General features: G+C 36.8%; 17 protein-coding genes. 9 read left to right on the forward strand and 8 right to left on the reverse strand.

Annotation, left to right across the window (positions count from 1 at the left end; all coding sequences use genetic code 11):
- Positions 1-149 precede the first annotated feature (149 nt).
- Together HCH28_RS20205 and HCH28_RS20210 are read left to right on the forward strand one after the other, a co-directional pair.
- Positions 150-974 (forward strand): polyphosphate kinase 2 family protein, encoded by an 825-nt coding sequence (locus tag HCH28_RS20205; RefSeq protein ID WP_004225596.1) that lies wholly within the window; start codon positions 150-152, stop codon positions 972-974.
- Between the two features lie 147 nt (positions 975-1121).
- Complete coding sequence (locus HCH28_RS20210) at positions 1122-1709, forward strand: GNAT family N-acetyltransferase (RefSeq protein ID WP_221682822.1); 588 nt, start codon at positions 1122-1124, stop codon at positions 1707-1709.
- Positions 1710-1781: 72 nt separating this feature from the next.
- Here the strand turns inward: HCH28_RS20210 and HCH28_RS20215 are convergent, their stop codons facing one another.
- The 3 genes from HCH28_RS20215 to HCH28_RS20220 form a co-directional block, all read right to left on the reverse strand.
- The gene (locus tag HCH28_RS20215; RefSeq protein WP_004225593.1) at positions 1782-2345 is read right to left on the reverse strand and encodes a beta-class carbonic anhydrase; all 564 of its coding nucleotides are present in this window, start codon (positions 2343-2345) and stop codon (positions 1782-1784) included.
- A 179-nt stretch (positions 2346-2524) separates the two neighbouring features.
- Positions 2525-2659 carry a hypothetical protein gene (locus tag HCH28_RS25185; RefSeq protein ID WP_004225590.1) on the reverse strand — a complete coding sequence of 45 codons (135 nt, stop codon included), beginning with the start codon at positions 2657-2659 and terminating at the stop codon, positions 2525-2527.
- A gap of 140 nt (positions 2660-2799) precedes the next feature.
- Complete coding sequence (locus HCH28_RS20220) at positions 2800-4041, reverse strand: aminopeptidase (RefSeq protein ID WP_221682823.1); 1242 nt, start codon at positions 4039-4041, stop codon at positions 2800-2802.
- A gap of 191 nt (positions 4042-4232) precedes the next feature.
- Between HCH28_RS20220 and motA the strand changes: the two genes are divergently transcribed.
- Both motA and motB read left to right on the forward strand, forming a co-directional pair.
- Positions 4233-5036, forward strand: coding sequence for a flagellar motor stator protein MotA (gene motA, locus HCH28_RS20225; RefSeq protein WP_004225583.1), 804 nt, complete (start codon positions 4233-4235; stop codon positions 5034-5036).
- Positions 5020-5772: a flagellar motor protein MotB gene (motB, locus tag HCH28_RS20230; protein WP_004225581.1), complete on the forward strand. Its 753-nt coding sequence runs from the start codon at positions 5020-5022 to the stop codon at positions 5770-5772. The genes motA and motB overlap by 17 nt, the downstream gene beginning before the upstream one ends.
- Before the next feature lie 66 nt (positions 5773-5838).
- Here the strand turns inward: motB and HCH28_RS20235 are convergent, their stop codons facing one another.
- A complete protein-coding gene (locus HCH28_RS20235; RefSeq protein WP_004225580.1) occupies positions 5839-6060 on the reverse strand; it encodes a DUF1128 domain-containing protein in 222 nt (73 codons plus the stop codon).
- 177 nt (positions 6061-6237) lie between these two features.
- Here HCH28_RS20235 and HCH28_RS20240 point away from each other — a divergent pair, with 177 nt between their 5' ends.
- On the forward strand, positions 6238-6564 hold the full coding sequence (locus HCH28_RS20240; RefSeq protein ID WP_004225578.1) for a hypothetical protein: 327 nt from the start codon (positions 6238-6240) through the stop codon (positions 6562-6564).
- A gap of 22 nt (positions 6565-6586) precedes the next feature.
- On the forward strand, positions 6587-7504 hold the full coding sequence (locus HCH28_RS20245) for a YihY/virulence factor BrkB family protein (protein ID WP_221682824.1): 918 nt from the start codon (positions 6587-6589) through the stop codon (positions 7502-7504).
- A gap of 176 nt (positions 7505-7680) precedes the next feature.
- Here the strand turns inward: HCH28_RS20245 and HCH28_RS20250 are convergent, their stop codons facing one another.
- Positions 7681-9585: a heavy metal translocating P-type ATPase gene (locus HCH28_RS20250; RefSeq protein WP_221682825.1), complete on the reverse strand. Its 1905-nt coding sequence runs from the start codon at positions 9583-9585 to the stop codon at positions 7681-7683.
- Between the two features lie 272 nt (positions 9586-9857).
- Positions 9858-11396, reverse strand: coding sequence for a fumarate hydratase (locus tag HCH28_RS20255; RefSeq protein ID WP_221682826.1), 1539 nt, complete (start codon positions 11394-11396; stop codon positions 9858-9860).
- Between the two features lie 188 nt (positions 11397-11584).
- Here HCH28_RS20255 and HCH28_RS20260 point away from each other — a divergent pair, with 188 nt between their 5' ends.
- On the forward strand, positions 11585-12385 hold the full coding sequence (locus tag HCH28_RS20260; protein ID WP_221682827.1) for a YwqG family protein: 801 nt from the start codon (positions 11585-11587) through the stop codon (positions 12383-12385).
- A gap of 40 nt (positions 12386-12425) precedes the next feature.
- Here HCH28_RS20260 and HCH28_RS20265 read toward each other — a convergent pair whose 3' ends face one another.
- Positions 12426-12611, reverse strand: a complete 186-nt coding sequence (locus HCH28_RS20265) for an SE1561 family protein (protein ID WP_004230471.1) — start codon at positions 12609-12611, stop codon at positions 12426-12428.
- A gap of 374 nt (positions 12612-12985) precedes the next feature.
- Here HCH28_RS20265 and HCH28_RS20270 point away from each other — a divergent pair, with 374 nt between their 5' ends.
- Both HCH28_RS20270 and HCH28_RS20275 read left to right on the forward strand, forming a co-directional pair.
- On the forward strand, positions 12986-14170 hold the full coding sequence (locus tag HCH28_RS20270; protein WP_221682828.1) for an MFS transporter: 1185 nt from the start codon (positions 12986-12988) through the stop codon (positions 14168-14170).
- A gap of 238 nt (positions 14171-14408) precedes the next feature.
- Positions 14409-15044, forward strand: coding sequence for a hypothetical protein (locus HCH28_RS20275; protein WP_221682829.1), 636 nt, complete (start codon positions 14409-14411; stop codon positions 15042-15044).
- A 506-nt stretch (positions 15045-15550) separates the two neighbouring features.
- Here HCH28_RS20275 and HCH28_RS20280 read toward each other — a convergent pair.
- Positions 15551-16210 (reverse strand): peroxiredoxin-like family protein, encoded by a 660-nt coding sequence (locus HCH28_RS20280; protein ID WP_221682830.1) that lies wholly within the window; start codon positions 16208-16210, stop codon positions 15551-15553.
- Between the last annotated feature and the right edge of the window lie 53 nt (positions 16211-16263).

The raw sequence follows: 16263 nt of genomic DNA on the forward strand, positions 1-16263 counted from the left end.
TAGTACTGTCACTTTTTTTATTATAACGGAAATTTCCAACAATGTATCGTGTTGTTTTACTATTAATACCTACAATTTACCATGTCTGATAGGCATCCATATATTTCTTTAGTACAATAAGAATAGCCAAATAAAAGGAGTGAAGTTTCATGACACAAAATTTGAAGAATCTAGATCTAACTGTTGAACTAGACAAAAAGATGTATAAAAAGAAATTAAAAGTACTCCAATATGAAATGTTGAATGCACAACAATTTTTATTAAAAAACAAGATTGGCTTGATCTTGGTATTCGAAGGAATGGATGCGGCTGGTAAAGGTGGCGCTATTAAACGATTAATCGAACGTGTCGATCCCCGCGGTTATGTTGTACATCCTATTTCTGCCCCTCAAGCTCATGAATTACGCTACAATTATTTACAACGATTTTGGAGAAAATTGCCTCAACATGGGCAAATCGCTATTTTTGATCGCTCGTGGTATGGTCGCGTATTAGTAGAACGCATCGAAGGATTCGCAACAAAGGATGAATGGTCTCGTGCTTATGAAGAAATTAATAATTTCGAGAAGATTTTAACTGCTGGAGATTACATAATTATTAAGTTCTGGCTTCATGTTTCAGATGAGGAGCAATTAAAACGCTTTAAAGAACGTGAACAAAACCCTTACAAATCTTGGAAGTTAACAGCCGAGGATTGGCGCAATCGAGATAAAACACCTCAGTATATTGATGCAGCAAATGCGATGTTTGAAAAGACAGATAAAAAAGATGCACCATGGATCTTAGTCGCTGGAGATGACAAAAAGTATGCACGTGTTCAGGTGCTACAGGAAACTATTGCACACATTGAACGAGAGGCTCAAAGACGTGGTCTTCATTTAACAAATGTATTAGACAATACACAACTAGAAGATGCTGATTCCTCCAGCTTAGAAATAGTAAACGAGAAAAAGAAAGAACAAAAAACTAAATAATTAAATTGTGCTGCTATGACAATAAGACATAAGCTGTTTTGGTTGTAGCAGCCTGTTTTTTTACATACAATGAAATATAAATAGAGTTTATAGCCAATGTAACAAAGAGAAATGTATTGATTTTTATTGGAAGGCTAGTGTGGAGAAATGTTGCTTAAAATTTGGAATCTATTAAGAAAAAAGGGTGGGAATGTGGTAACAATAAAGGGGGAAAAATGCTACATCCGCACATTCCAAGAAAAAGATGCACGAAGTTTAACGGGCCTCGTAAGCCGTAATAAATACTTTTGGTCTATTTATGAGCCACTTCAAAGACCTGAATACTATACAGTCGATGCTCAATACAAAAAAATTCAAGAAAGCCTCTATTTAATGGAGTCAAAGCGTGAATTTACTTTTGGTATTTTTGAGCATGGTACAAATAATCTAATAGGGCATATTGCACTTTATGCTGTCAAACGCTTACCATACTCGAGTGCATTTGTTGGCTATGCGATGGATGAGATTTATGTTGGAAAGGGCATTGTCACAGAAGCTGTGAATATGGTGGTCCGATTTGCATTTGAACAAATTGGTCTGCATCGTGTAGAGGCCTATGTATCGACACAAAATACTGCCTCCATGCGTGTATTAGAGAAGGCTGGATTCCAGCAGGAGGGTCTGCTAAGAAAGCTACTGTATATCAATGGTCATTGGATAGATCACTATATGTATGCACGTTTAGAGGATGAATAGAATAATAAGTGCCTATCTTCCACATAGTGAGGATAGGCACTTGTTCTTTTATTAATGTATCAAGAAATAATTTTATTGTTTATTTCCATCTTCAATTAAATCTAGATGACCTGTATTTGGATCAATTATTAAACCATGGACAGGTACGTCTTTTACCATTAATGGGTGATTACGAATTGTATCGACACTTTTCTTAACACTTGTTGCTACATCACCGAAACCTCGTAAAAATTCCTTTAAATCAAAACCAGAATATTCCAACATTTTAATTGTTTCTGGATCTATGCCTCGTTGTACCATTTCGCTAAGCATGGCATCAGGATCAACCGCACTCATACCACAGTCATAATGACCAACAACATACACTTCATCAGCTTGTAGGCCATAGACAGCGACTAATAAACTACGCATAACTGCACCGAAAGGATGGCTCACTAACGCACCAGCACTTTTCACTATTTTTACATCGCCATTACGCAAATTCATCGCTTTTGGTAAAAGCTCTACAAGACGAGTATCCATACAAGATAAAACAACAATACGTTTATCAGGATATTTCGTAGTGATGAATGGCTCATATTTTTTTTCTTGTACAAACTCTTTGTTAAATTCTAGAATATCTTGTAACATTGTCATGAATATTGCTCCCTTCCTTACAAAAAATATTGTAGAGCAAAATTTTCAATATGCAAACAATAAAGACTTTATTCAGATAATTTTTACAATAAAGGAGCAGTTTCTTACGCTTTAGTAGATGAAATAACTTGTAAGCTATAAAAAAACAGCTACTTATAATAGTAGCTGTTTTTTACACATTAAAATTTTTCGTTTGGCTTTGGATCTACAGTTACTGAAGACTTGCTATCTAAACCAACTTGTAGGTAGTGGATGAAGAATCCCGTTGAAATTAATAAAACTGCTGAAAAGCCAAGAACAGTTGTAATGAACATTATTAGAGCTCCTCTCTACTTAAATGATCTACTAAAATTCCCTAAAACAATTATACAATAGGTTACTAGGAAAATCTAAGGATAATTTATGACAACCTTAACATACTTAGCCTAGAATACTATTAGTAGGAATGGATTATTTAGAAAGCCCAATTTCCATCACGGAATATTGGGTCTATTTGATCATCATGTGTTATTCCATCTATATTCATTTTGGTAGAGCCAATCATAAAGTCTACATGTGTCAAGCTTTGATTGAGACCATGCGCACTTAGTTCCTCAGAAGTCATTTCTTTGCCGCCCTCAATGCAAAAAGCATAGGCACTACCAATGGCAAAATGATTGGATGCATTTTCATCAAACAATGTATTGTAAAATAATAGGTCAGATTGTGAAATAGGTGATTGATGTGGTACTAATGCTATTTCACCAAGGTAATGAGCACCTTCATCTGTTTCAATAAGAGAAGCTAAAATTTCTTGGCCTTGCTCCGCCTTGACGTCAATGATTCGACCATCTTTAAATGTTAATGTGAAATTATCTATAATATTGCCGCCATAGCTTAAAGGCTTAGTGCTTGATACATAACCATTAACACCTGTTTTTAGCGGTGCTGTAAAAATTTCTTCCGTTGGCATATTGGCCATAAATGTTTGACCTTGTGTACTTATGCTACTACCCCCTGTCCACACATGGTGTGGAGGCAGCTCAATTGTTAAATCTGTGCCTGGCGCAGTATAGTGTAGTGACTTAAATTGCTTTGCATTTAAATAATCAGCTTTGCTATGTAATTCCTGATCATGGGCATGCCAAGCTTCAACAGGATTTTCAAGGTCTATACGTGTGGCTGCAAAGATAGCTTCCCATAATGCATCCATTTGCTGTTCTTCTGGAAGGTGAGGAAAGACCTTTGCTGCCCAAGCTTTAGATGGAGCAGCAATGACAGACCAGCTAAACTTATCTGCTTGTAACCATTGATAATAGTTGGCAAGTGCTTGGCCAGATGCTTTTTGGAATGCCATGATTCTATCACGCTCAATACCTTTTAATAGATCTGGATTTTGTGAGCTAATGCTTAAGAAAGCTGCACCATGTTCAGCTAACCATTCACGTTCCTGCACTTTCCAAGGTGGGAAGAAATCAAATGAGTCTTTTGGTGCCCCTTCATAGCGAGCGCGTACAAGTTCATCATCGGATATATCGACAAAAACTTGTTTTGCACCATTTTTATAGGCGATTTTAGTAATTATTTGTGCGAGTTTTAGGTTATCAGTCGAACAGCTTATATAAAGATACTGATCTTTTTGGATATTTACTCCTACTTTCACCGCTAACTCGGCATATTTTAGTAATTTTGTGTCAAACGATAATAACAAAATCATATCCCCTTTCAATTTAAGACAGTTAAGTGTAATATTCTTAATTCAATATAATCAAAAATGGTCGAAATGTGAATAAAAAGCATTAATTACATCGAAAAATATATGAAATACATTTATACTAGGAATATATATATTTAAAATATGGAAAAAAAGACGAAATAACATTAGATAGTAGATTTGGAGGTTCTAGAATGGATAAGTCGTCGATTATAGGGTTAATACTTGCTTTAGTAGCACTATTAACAGGGATGGTAATGAAGGGTGTAAGTTTATCAGCATTTTATAACCCTGCAGCTATCCTAATTATCATTTTTGGTACTATTTCCGCAGTAACAATTGCCTTTCCTATGCAGGAGTTAAAGCGTGTGCCGAAGCTATTTAAAATTCTTTTTAAAGAAACAAAATTAGCAAATGATATAGAGATTATTAAAATGTTTTCACAATGGGCTGACTTAGCTCGTCGTGAAGGGCTATTAGCACTTGAAAGTAAGGCCTCAGAGATTGAAGATCCATTTTTAAAAAATGGCCTTACATTAGCAATTGATGGTCAAAATGCTGACTACATACGTGATGTCCTAACAGAAGAAGTAGAAGCAATGGAAGAACGTCATACTAGTGGAGCAGCTATTTTTACACAAGCAGGTACATATGCACCTACTTTAGGGGTTCTTGGTGCAGTAGTTGGGTTAATCGCCGCATTGGCTGATATGAATGATATCGAAAAGCTAGGACATGCTATTTCAGCTGCATTCATGGCTACATTACTCGGTATCTTTACAGGGTATGTTTTATGGCATCCATTTGCGAACAAGCTAAAACGTAAATCTGCTTTAGAGGTAAAACAAAAGAGAATGATGATTGAGGGTATCCTTTCAGTATTAGAAGGGGAGGCTCCACGTGTAATTGAACAGAAACTATCATCATACTTAACGATGGAAGAACGTCGTCAAATTTCTGGTGAAAGCGGGGCGGGTGGCCTTGGCAAAGAAAGCTAAGAAAAAAAAGCATGATGAACATATTGATGAATCTTGGTTAGTGCCATACGCAGATATTTTAACTTTGCTGCTAGCCGTATTCATTATTTTGTTTGCCTCAAGTTCAGTCGATCAAGAAAAGCTAGAAAGAATGTCGGCAGTTTTTAATCAAGTCTTTGATGGTGGAACTAGTTTTCTAGAGCAACCTGCTCCAGTGCCTACTCCGAATGCAGATAGCGACCAAACGCCACAGCAAAACTCTGCCTATTTAAAGGATCAACAGGAGTTAGCTGAAATAAAAGATAGTGTCGATAATTTTATTGCAGTCAATGAAATGGAAGATCAGTTTGCCACAGAAATGACGGATGAAGGGTTGCTTGTAACAATCCGTGATAGTATTTTATTCGATCCAGGGCAGGCAACAGTTAAACCTGAGTACGTCCCTATTGCCAAAGAGCTATCAACTATGCTGGAATCTGATCCAGCTCGAAATATTGTCATCACAGGTCATACAGATAATGTGCCAGCAGGTCCGAATTTTACATCGAATTTTCAGTTATCTGTAATGCGTGCAACTAAATTTTTAGAACTGCTTATTGAAAGTAATGACAAATTAGATCCTACGCGCTTTAGTGCAAAAGGAAACGGTGAGTATCGTGCAATTGCACCAAATGACACAGCCGAAGGACGCGCAAAGAATCGTCGTGTAGAAGTATTAATTCAACCATTAGTTACTGAGGATGGTTCAGAAACTTAGAGTACACAGTAATAAAAAGCTATTAGCAACAGACAAATGTCTTAGGCTAATAGCTTTTCGTTTTACCTATTTTCGTAAAGATCCTAATTCAGCAACAATCGCTTGCATTTCGCTTGGACTAAAAGTTTCTCTTTTCATAACCATTTCATATAGATACACTAAATCTTCATAATTTGCTTCATCGAAGTTTTCTGATTTCATTGCATCGACATTCACCATACGAAGCTTGTCCTTCATTTGATCAACCATATACATAACGTTTTCTTTAGATGGAACTGATAAATCCATTTTTTACCCTACCTTTCGTAATCCTCGCACATATCATTTCATTGAATAAAAAAAATGTCAACTCCGTATTTGGGCATTGCTTTAAAAATAGACTGTTATTGGGTAGAATAAGTGCAGAAGACTGTTTATTTATGAAATAATAGGGAATATGCAACTATACAAGCAGGGGGTTTTAATATGGGTCAAAGTAAATTATTAGCATCTATTGTAGCAGGAGCAGCAGTAGGAGCAGCATTAAGTATGTTAGATCGCGCTACACGAGAAAAAACAATTGCCTCAACTAAAAAGATGAAGGAAGCCGTCTCATATTATGCAGCAAATCGAGAAGAATTGCAGGTGTTGGTAGAGGAAAAGGTACTCGCGGCAAAGGTGCTTTGTGAAAGTGTGTCAGATAATGTCAACACTATTGCTGAAAAGGTGGATGAATTTAAGGATTTACCTTCCACGATACAGGGAATGATTGAAGATACGAAATCAGCCTTTACTTTACCTCATAAGGAGTAAAGGTCGTTTTAGGAGGAATTGTATGGAAAAGAATAAAGCAACATTGCATAACGCTTTTGGGTTTGTAAAATCGTTTGTCTCTCCAGAGGAGGGAGCGATTGATATTATGACATCCAAAGGCTTTATCCAAGATTTAATAGGTCGGCTCAAGCGTGTTGAAATATCTGCGCTTGCTGCACAATTGGCTTATTTCTTTTTACTATCGTTCTTCCCCTTACTTATTTTCTTGGTGACACTATTACCATATCTTAACTTAGAAACCACTCAGGTCTATTCATTTTTAGTGAATATCTTACCTGATGAAGTGTATAAGCTTATTGAAAATACACTGAATGAAATTTTAACTAATCGCAACAGTAGTTTACTGTCCATTGGGGTTTTAGGTACTATTTGGTCTGCATCTAAAGGCATTAATGCATTACTTCGTGCTTTAAATAAAGCCTATGATACAGAAGGGAGAGCAGGCATATTAGATAGGGGTTTATCACTTGTTTTTACAATCGCTCTCGTTATTGTTATTGCCGTTGCGCTCTTATTACCGGTCTTTGGTCAGCAAATTGGGCATTTCCTATTCTCGATCGTCGGAGTAGAGGAGCAATTTGAATCAGTTTGGCATAGATTAAGATGGTCAATCCCGCCATTATTAATTTTCAGCGTATTAATGGGCATTTACTGGTTTGTGCCAAATACAAGTCCTCGTTTGAAAATAATGGGCGTATGGCCAGGAGCGTTATTTGCCACGCTTGCTTGGTTAGCAGTCACATATGGTTTCTCTTTTTATATTAATAATTTTGCAAATTATTCTGCTACATACGGTAGTATTGGTGGCGTCATTATTTTAATGCTCTGGTTATATTTTACGGGAATCATTTTAATCTTTGGTGGCGTATTAAATGCTACAATGCAGAAAAGAGCACTTCAAAAGGAAATTCGTCGTTAATGAAATGATCATTCATTAACAAGAGCCTCGCTAAACTCCTAAAGAGTAGCGAGGCTCTTTTTTACTTGATTTTACCTGATTAAATGCATCAATTATTCAATAAAAGCCTCAGCGCATGTCGCAGGAAGAGTAGCTTCAAGCAAGCTGGACGCAATTATGCTGAGGCTTAATTGATGTTAAACATTTTTATTGAGCATACGTAAACCATTTAGAATAACTAGAATTGTACTACCTTCATGACCGATTACGCCTAAAGGCAAGTCGACAACTTGTAAAAAGTTAGAGGCGATTAATAAGACAATAACCCCGATAGAAAAGAAAATATTTTGTTTCACAATACGTTGCATTTTGCGTGATAAACGAACAGCATAGGCGATTTTTGATAAGTCATTTTTCATTAGCACGACATCCGCTGTTTCAAGCGCCACGTCTGTGCCTTCACCCATCGCTATGCCAGTAGTTGCTGTAGCCAATGCAGGGGCATCATTAATACCGTCGCCGACCATGCCAACAAATTGATGCTGTGTAAGTAGGCGTTTCATTTCAGTTACCTTCGTTTCTGGCAAACATTCTGCGACGAATTCAGTAACGCCAGCCTCCTTCGCGATAACTTTGGCTGTTTTTTCGTTATCACCTGTAAGCATCACCACTTGAATACCAAGCTCTTTTAATAATGTAACAGCTTTCTTAGCTTCGGAGCGTACAGTATCTTTTAATGCAGTTAATGCAACAATACCGTGTTGATCGCGAATGAAAATAACTGTTTTTCCCTCTGCTGCAAGTTTAGTTACAGCATTATTTGCAAAATTGTTAGCAAGTTGCACATCGACAAATTCTGGTTTGCCTACTTGATACTCCTTGTTTTGGATCGTTCCTTTAATACCCCAGCCAGGAATATCTTCAATAGTTGCTTGTGGTAGTATGTCGATTCCTTCAGTCTTAGCATAGGAGGTAATCGCTTGGGCAAGGGGATGATTGGATTGAGATTCAATTCCTGCAAGAATTGCTAAAGCCGTATCACGTTCTACTCCATCACGGACAATAAAATCTGTAACAACTGGTTTTCCTTGCGTTAAAGTACCTGTTTTATCGACAGCCAATGCACGTAACACACTAAGATGCTCTAAATGTAAACCACCTTTAAATAGCACACCATTTTTTGCACCATTTGATATAGTAGCGAGTGTTGCAGGCATAATGGAAGCAACGAGTGCACAAGGTGAAGCAACCACTAATAACACCATTGCTCGGTAAAAGGTTGTTGTCCAGTCCCAGCCGAGTAAGAAGTGAGGAAGAACCATCATAATGGCAACACCAAGTAAAACAAATTTTACATAAGTCCCTTCAAACTTTTCGATGAATTGTTGAGAGGGGGATTTTTCACTTTGGGCACTTTGAACGAGCTGTATAATTTTTTGGAAAAGGGTCTCTGAATTCGCCTTTGTCATTTCCATAGTAATAGCACCATTTAAGTTGACTGTGCCTGCAAAAACTTCGTCCCCTTCGCTTTTTGAGATTGGCAGTGGCTCTCCGCTAATAGCTGACTCATCAATAGAAGATTGGCCTTTAAAAATAATGCCGTCTGCTGGAATTCGTTCACCCGGTTTAATCAATAAATGATCCCCGATTTGTAATGTGGAAACTGATACTTTCATAGGCTCAAATCCGCCACGCACTAACCAGGCTTCTTCGGGCTGTAAATTCATAAGGGCAGATATTTCGCGATGACTTTTATTCATCGCATAAGTTTCAAGTGCACCACTTACTGCAAAAATAAATATTAGGATGGCTCCCTCTGTCCAATAGCCAATTGCAGCTGAGCCAATTGCAGCTAATACCATCAACAGCTCAACATTTAGCTTTCGCTCTACTATGGTCTCTTCAATGCCTTCTTTTGCTTTCGCGAAACCACCTACACAAAAGGCAATTAAATATAGTAGAACAGAAGCCGTTGTTTGTCCATTTGTGTCTAAACGCCATGCTAGTAAGATGAAAATTCCAGCCATTAATGCGGCAATTAGTTCTGCATGTTCTTTTATTTTCTCAATTACTTTTATATTTTCTCGATTAGAGTATTCCATCTCTATCCCTCCTGATAATGAAAATCAATATCAAAACCTTTATAAAATAGCATTGTTTTGAGCTGTTTAATTGAAAATGGATTTCAATTACCATCTCTTTTATTTAGAATTATTATAACAAAGTAATTTATAAAAATAAAGTAGGAAGTTTGATGGAGATTTTTAAACAATTTGCGAAAGGATTGAAAAAAGCACAGTCTATTCACTAGGAATATTCTGTGCCTTACAAAATTGTGCAATAAAACGAGTTACTACTGCTATCTATTATTTAATTAGAAGACTCTTTCTGCATGCAAAGCAAGTTTTTCTAATGATGATTTATCCACATCTGCATGTAGTGAGTTACCATGTGAATCCATTGTCACAACTGCTGTAAATTTTTCAACATTTAAGTGCCACATAGCTTCAGGAATACCGAATTCCATTAAATCAACACCATCAACGCCTTTAATACAGTCCGCATAGTATTGTGCTGCTCCACCGATTGCATTCAAGTAAACGCCACCATGCTCATTAAGCGCTTTTAATGTTTTTGGTCCCATCCCACCTTTACCAATAACAGCACGGATACCGAATTTTTTCATGATATCGCCTTGATAAGGCTCCTCACGAATTGAAGTAGTTGGACCAGCTGCTTTCACTGTCCAATTGCCATCTTCATCCTTAGCCATTACAGGTCCACAGTGATAAATAACTTGTCCATTTAAATCAACTGGTGCATCGTGGCTCATTAAATGGTGGTGGATGGCGTCACGGCCAGTATACATACGACCAGTAATAGAAACGACATCACCAACTTTTAATGAACGAATTTGTTCTTCAGTAATTGGCGCAGTAAGTTCTACTACATCTGTAGTTGTATCTTCTGTTGTAGCAGCTACTTCATTCTCTTTGAAGGTAATTTTTTCACCTTCTTGATAGTGCCAATTCAAAATTTCGCCAGTTTGAGGATCGATGTCCACAGCCATACGACGGTAAGCCCAACAATTATATGCTACTGATACATAGAAAGAGGCAGGAATACGGTGCATTACGCCAATTTTACAGCCTAATAATGTTGCTTCACCACCGAAGCCCATTGTACCGATACCAAATGTGTTAGCCGTTTTAACCACATACTCTTCTAATTTAGCAAGATCTGCATTTGGATTTGTATCTTCAACATGGCGGAATAATTGCTCTTTTGCTAAATCATAGCCAGAAGAACGGTCTCCACCAATACCTACACCAATGAAACCAGCAGAACAGCCTTGACCTTGTGCTTGGTATACAGAGTGTAAAATACATTTACGAATACCATCTAAGTCACGCCCTGCACGACCAAGACCTTCTAATTCACATGGTAGACTGTATTGAATGTTTTTATTTTCACAGCCGCCACCTTTGAGAATTAACTTAATTGTAATGTAATCTTTTTCCCATTGTTCAAATTTCATTACTGGCAAACCATCACCAAGATTATTACCACTGTTTGCACCAGATAGTGAATCCACCGCATTAGGACGTAATTTTGCATCTGCAGTTGTATCATTGATTGCTTTTTTGATTGCAGCTTTAATTTCTAATTGATTTACGCCAACAGGAGTATAAATTTTGAAAGTTGGTAGCCCTGTATCCTGACAAATTGGTGACACGTTATCTTCTGCCATAATAATATTATTTGCGATTGTGTCTAAGCTCATTGCTGCACGAGTACCAGCATTTTCAGCTTCTTTTGCTTTTTTAATAGCACGACGTACATCCTTAGGTAAATTCGTAGATGTTTCAGTAATTAAATCGTAAAGACTCTTCTCCAAATTTTGTAGATTCATTGGTATTGCCCCCCATAGAAAAATTGATTATTTCCACGTTACATTATACTCTTTTCAACTAATGAAAAAAAGAGTCCTTATCTGAGACTGCTAAATTAAAGCATATTTTAATAATATAGAAGGAGAGTATTGATTTTGTAGAACATTTGTTCTAAAATAGAATAAATCCAATATTAGGAGGAACTTGCATGGCTGCTAAAACTTTACTTGAATTACCAGAAGCATTCGAGCAATATAGACCATTAATAGAAGGGACAATGAAGCCTGTTGTAATGGTTAATACGGAGATAAGTAAAACAACTTTATTTCAAAGTAAGTTTGCAGGAGATCCTTATTTCCCATTGGATATGGAATATCCAAAAAATATGAAGGGACAACCGTTGAAGTTATTAGCTCAAATTAACTTTGCAGAGGTTCCTATGCATTTACCCAATTTCCCAGAAGAGGGAATATTGCAGTTTTATATTGATGGTTATGACGATGTTTTAGGAATGGATTTTGATAATGGACAAAATCAAGAAGGCTTTCGTGTAATATTTCATGAACAAGTTATGCAAGATGAAGCACAGCTTATTCAAGATTTTTCTTTTATCGAAATAGATGATGAGGAATTATATTTTCCTGTCGAGCGTGAAATGGCATTATCCTTTACTACAGGCGTTGAGCCGATGTCGATTGATGATTTTAGAAGCAATGACAAGTATGCTAGCATCTTAACAGCTTTGGAGGATGACGAAGCATTAGAAGACAGCTTCTATGATGCTATGACGGGTGATGGTCATAAAATTGGAGGGTATCCATTCTTTACGCAAGAGGATCCTCGAGCATATGGAGATTATAAAGATTCAATCATTATGCTGTTACAGATTGATAGTGTTGGCGACAATATTCTTTGGGGCGATTGTGGCGTTGGCAATTTCTTTATCACAGAGGAAGAGTTAATGAATAAAGATTTTAGCAAGGTACTTTATAATTGGGATTGCCATTAAAAAACAAGCGAGCACACGATGCTCGCTTGTTTTTTATTCATTATTGTTCACGAGCTTGAAATTGCTCCATTTTGTCCTCTAAATCATCCATCATTTGGATTAAGCGATCAATATCTTCTAACTCAGCTGTTTCAGGATCAAGGGCATCTAATACTTCTAGAAACATCTCAAGACGCTCTTTTAAATAGGTTACTTGTTGCTCTTTATCAGTGATTGGCTTTGACATTCGTACACCTCATTTCATCCCTTTCATCGTAGCCGATTTGAGCTTAAATTTCAATGTTTAGGGAAACACCTAGGACTAAGAGATTAATTTTAAAAAAACAATAGACAGAATATTTACAATATTGAGGATGTATGTTAAAGTTGTTTTAAGATAAAGTAAAGGAGCTGATTGAAAAAAGTCATCTGACCAACGCTAACTCGAAAAGGAGGGAGTTTAAACAAGTAATCGGTAATATTCAAAAGCCGAAAATCGTGTTTATACAATTAAATGAGGATAAGTATTAGTTAAGCCTTAGCGTAAAATCACATGTGGTGAGCGCTAAGGCTTTTTGGTATGCTGTTCTTTGGAAGAATGACTAGTTATTGGAGGGAAAAATGACGTACTTCTCAGATTACAGCACAAAAAGATTTACCATTTTAGTAGTAATTGTATCCATATCAGGCTTTTCACAAGGGATGCTATTACCGCTTATTTCGATAATATTTGAACGTGATGGGGTATCCTCTGCATTGAATGGCTTGAATGCAACAGGCTTATACATAGGAACACTGCTGATTTCACCATTTATCGAGCAGCCGTTACGCAGATGGGGCTATAAACCGATTATTTTAATTGGTGGAGCTCTAGTTTTTGCGTCTTTACTTGCATTTCCTCTATGGAAAAGTGTGACCTTTTGGTTTGTCCTTCGTTTATTAATTGGTGTAGGCGATCATGCCTTGCATTATGCGACACAAACATGGATTACTAGTACAGCAGATCATAAAAGCTTAGGAAAGGGAATGGCCATCTATGGCTTATCATTTAGCATAGGTTTTGCTGTTGGACCACTTATGGTGAAGCTCATTGAAATTGCTGAAGCGCTACCGTTTATCGTATCTTCAATCATGTGCCTATTTGCATGGTCCTTTGTATTTCTCTTACAAAATGAAAAGCCTGAGCGTTTAACAGGTGACTTAAATGCCAGAGGATGGCAACGGTATAAACTGGCTATTTTATTTGGGTGGATTGCCTTTTTAGGCCCATTTGTCTATGGTTTTCTGGAGTCTTCACTAAATGCCTTGTTTCCTGTCTATGCATTACGCAAGGGCTTTGAAGTCGGCATGATTCCTATCATTTTATCTGTGTTTACATTTGGTGGTATTTTAACGCAAGTGCCGCTTGGTGCACTAGGAGATAAAGTAGGGAGAAGGAATATTTTGATGATTGGGTCATTTGGTGGCGCAATTATTTTCGCTATTGCAAGCTTTTTAGAGCATTCACAATTCGCTGTGGCTGTCGCATTTTTCTTAACGGGTACGCTGGTTGGCTCGATGTTTTCTTTAGGGATTACATTTATGGCTGATTTGACACCAAAGGAGCTACTGCCTACGGGGAATTTACTTTGCGGAATTGCTTTAAGTATTGGTAGCTTAACAGGGCCATTTTTAGGTGGGGTTTATTTAGAATATGTAAAAAATTATAGCTTCCTTTTACTTGTGGCAATGCTTTTGTTAGCCGTTGCAATCGTGTTACTTATATTTGGACGCCACAAGCATCAACACCCAATGATGGCTAAATAAAAAGAGCGGGGCTCATCTCCCGCTCAAAAAACAAAAAACGCCCAGCAAATCCGTGCTGTTATGGCGTTTTTTGCGTAACAAGGATGTTCCGTCCAAGTTACATAGGTTTGGCACCTAGAGGATTATTATACAGACATGTTCTAATGAAAGCAACAAAAAAGAAAATGGATATTTTTGGACATTATCCATCTTTTTATTTATAATAAAAGAACACTTGCTTAAAAAGGAGGTTTTTGTCATGACAGAAATGAAAAAACTATCTATCCACCGTGCTTTAACAGAATTAAAAATGCTGACTCTACGAATTGAAGCAGCAACAAATGAGGTTAGCGCAGTCGTAGCTAATCGAAAAAGCAATCGTAAAATTAATGGTGTAGACATTCCTGAATATGAAAAACAAATGCAAGCATCCTATGATAAAGTGGTAGGTTTAATTTCCTATCGAAATAAAATAAAGGCACTAGTTGTGCAGTCCAATGCAAACACAAAGGTGTTGGTGGGCAAAGAGGAAATGACTGTAGCGGAGGCAATTGAACGGAAACAATCCATTCAATATGAAAAGAATTTGCTAGAAGTTATACAACATCAGCATCGTTTAGCTATCAATACAGTTGCCAAAGAAAATGATGCCTTACCTGCAAAGCTGGAAACCTATTTAATTAACATATTGGGCAATAAAGATAAACAATCACCAGAGGAAGTCAAATTACATACGGAAACATTTATGAAAAGAAATGAGTTTGAAATCATTGATCCCCTAAATATTAAACAACAAATTGAGAAACTGAGCAATCGGATTGAAGAATTTGAATCAGAGGTTGACGCTGTCTTATCAGAGTCGAATGCCACAACTTTTATTGAAGTACAAGTTTAAAAAGATTTGCATGTCCTAGCGAAAATGGAAAACGAAAAGTCGCTCGCGCTTCAAGGCATGTGTGCGAGTTAAAACGTAAAACATGCCTTACTCCAATGGTAACTTTCAACTAAACTGATTTGAAAGCTCAAAGGTAAAAGGTGAAAGTACAAAGCTTACGTTTGAAAGTTCTTTGGATAAAAGCTGAAAATTTAACATTTAATAATCATGTAAATCCTGGGTTATTGGTTAAGGTATCGACTTTTCTGGACCATCCATCATCCACCAGGCAGCTTGTGCTGTGCATTAGAAAAAGGACGTTTCTATAAGAAACGTCCTTTTTCATACTGATGTGTTTTTACAACATTGGTTTTAAGCTTTGATTAATAATATATTGTAAAATCACAGTTGGTAAAGATTATTTTAATGTTTAATTTGACGATTATCAATCGATTCCTTGTTATCCCAAACGAATGTGGTAACAGAGAGACAGTCTTTCATAATATTTTTATAATTCTAAGATGCTATTAAAGTGACTGGAGAATTTGCATCACCTTACTAGGTTCTATACGTTTTTTATAGTCTGCCTCCACGCTAGCTAAACGGATGATTCCTTCTTTATCAATTACATAAGTAGCGGGTACGGGAAGTTCCCAAGAATGATCGCCATTAAATGTTTCGAGTGAAATATCGAGCGATCTGCAGATAGGATAGACATACTCAGGTAATTTAAATTTAAGCTTATATTTTTCAGCTGTTTTATTTTGCAAGTCACTTAAAACATGAAAATTTAATTCGTTCTTGTCTTGCACAGATGCAGAATAGTTTGAGGTTTGCGGGCTAACCGCAATCAATTGGCCTCCAATTGCCTTAATGTCCTCATTCATTCGCTGGTATGCTTTTAACTCAAGGTTACAAAATGGACACCATATACCGCGGTAAAATATAAGAACAACTGGACCTTTCAAAATTTCTTCAGACAATGTTATCTTTTGACCTGTAGAATTCACTAAAGTGAAGTCAGGCGCTTTGACGCCAGCTATTAAACCCCTACCCGAATCAGATATTCGTATATCATGTATCGTTTTTTCGAATATATCTAGCACTTCCTTTGACAGCATCTCTTCCATATGTGTAGCTGCTATATCTAATTCTCGTTGCAATTTTTGAAATGGTGTGTTTTCCATTATCTCATCTCCATATCGTATATATTTTGTATATAGTTATACGATACATTTTT

The organism is Lysinibacillus sp. K60, assembly GCF_019731275.1.
Lineage (GTDB): Bacteria > Bacillota > Bacilli > Bacillales_A > Planococcaceae > Lysinibacillus > Lysinibacillus capsici.

Coding starts and splice junctions, on each gene's coding strand:
- HCH28_RS20205 (WP_004225596.1), top strand. CDS start 150: ATGACACAAAATTTGAAGAATCTAGATCTAACTGTTGAACTAGACAAA.
- HCH28_RS20210 (WP_221682822.1), top strand. CDS start 1,122: ATGTTGCTTAAAATTTGGAATCTATTAAGAAAAAAGGGTGGGAATGTG.
- HCH28_RS20215 (WP_004225593.1), bottom strand. CDS start 2,345: ATGACAATGTTACAAGATATTCTAGAATTTAACAAAGAGTTTGTACAA.
- HCH28_RS25185 (WP_004225590.1), bottom strand. CDS start 2,659: ATGTTCATTACAACTGTTCTTGGCTTTTCAGCAGTTTTATTAATTTCA.
- HCH28_RS20220 (WP_221682823.1), bottom strand. CDS start 4,041: ATGATTTTGTTATTATCGTTTGACACAAAATTACTAAAATATGCCGAG.
- motA (WP_004225583.1), top strand. CDS start 4,233: ATGGATAAGTCGTCGATTATAGGGTTAATACTTGCTTTAGTAGCACTA.
- HCH28_RS20235 (WP_004225580.1), bottom strand. CDS start 6,060: ATGGATTTATCAGTTCCATCTAAAGAAAACGTTATGTATATGGTTGAT.
- HCH28_RS20240 (WP_004225578.1), top strand. CDS start 6,238: ATGGGTCAAAGTAAATTATTAGCATCTATTGTAGCAGGAGCAGCAGTA.
- HCH28_RS20245 (WP_221682824.1), top strand. CDS start 6,587: ATGGAAAAGAATAAAGCAACATTGCATAACGCTTTTGGGTTTGTAAAA.
- HCH28_RS20250 (WP_221682825.1), bottom strand. CDS start 9,585: ATGGAATACTCTAATCGAGAAAATATAAAAGTAATTGAGAAAATAAAA.
- HCH28_RS20255 (WP_221682826.1), bottom strand. CDS start 11,396: ATGAATCTACAAAATTTGGAGAAGAGTCTTTACGATTTAATTACTGAA.
- HCH28_RS20260 (WP_221682827.1), top strand. CDS start 11,585: ATGGCTGCTAAAACTTTACTTGAATTACCAGAAGCATTCGAGCAATAT.
- HCH28_RS20265 (WP_004230471.1), bottom strand. CDS start 12,611: ATGTCAAAGCCAATCACTGATAAAGAGCAACAAGTAACCTATTTAAAA.
- HCH28_RS20270 (WP_221682828.1), top strand. CDS start 12,986: ATGACGTACTTCTCAGATTACAGCACAAAAAGATTTACCATTTTAGTA.
- HCH28_RS20275 (WP_221682829.1), top strand. CDS start 14,409: ATGACAGAAATGAAAAAACTATCTATCCACCGTGCTTTAACAGAATTA.
- HCH28_RS20280 (WP_221682830.1), bottom strand. CDS start 16,210: ATGGAAAACACACCATTTCAAAAATTGCAACGAGAATTAGATATAGCA.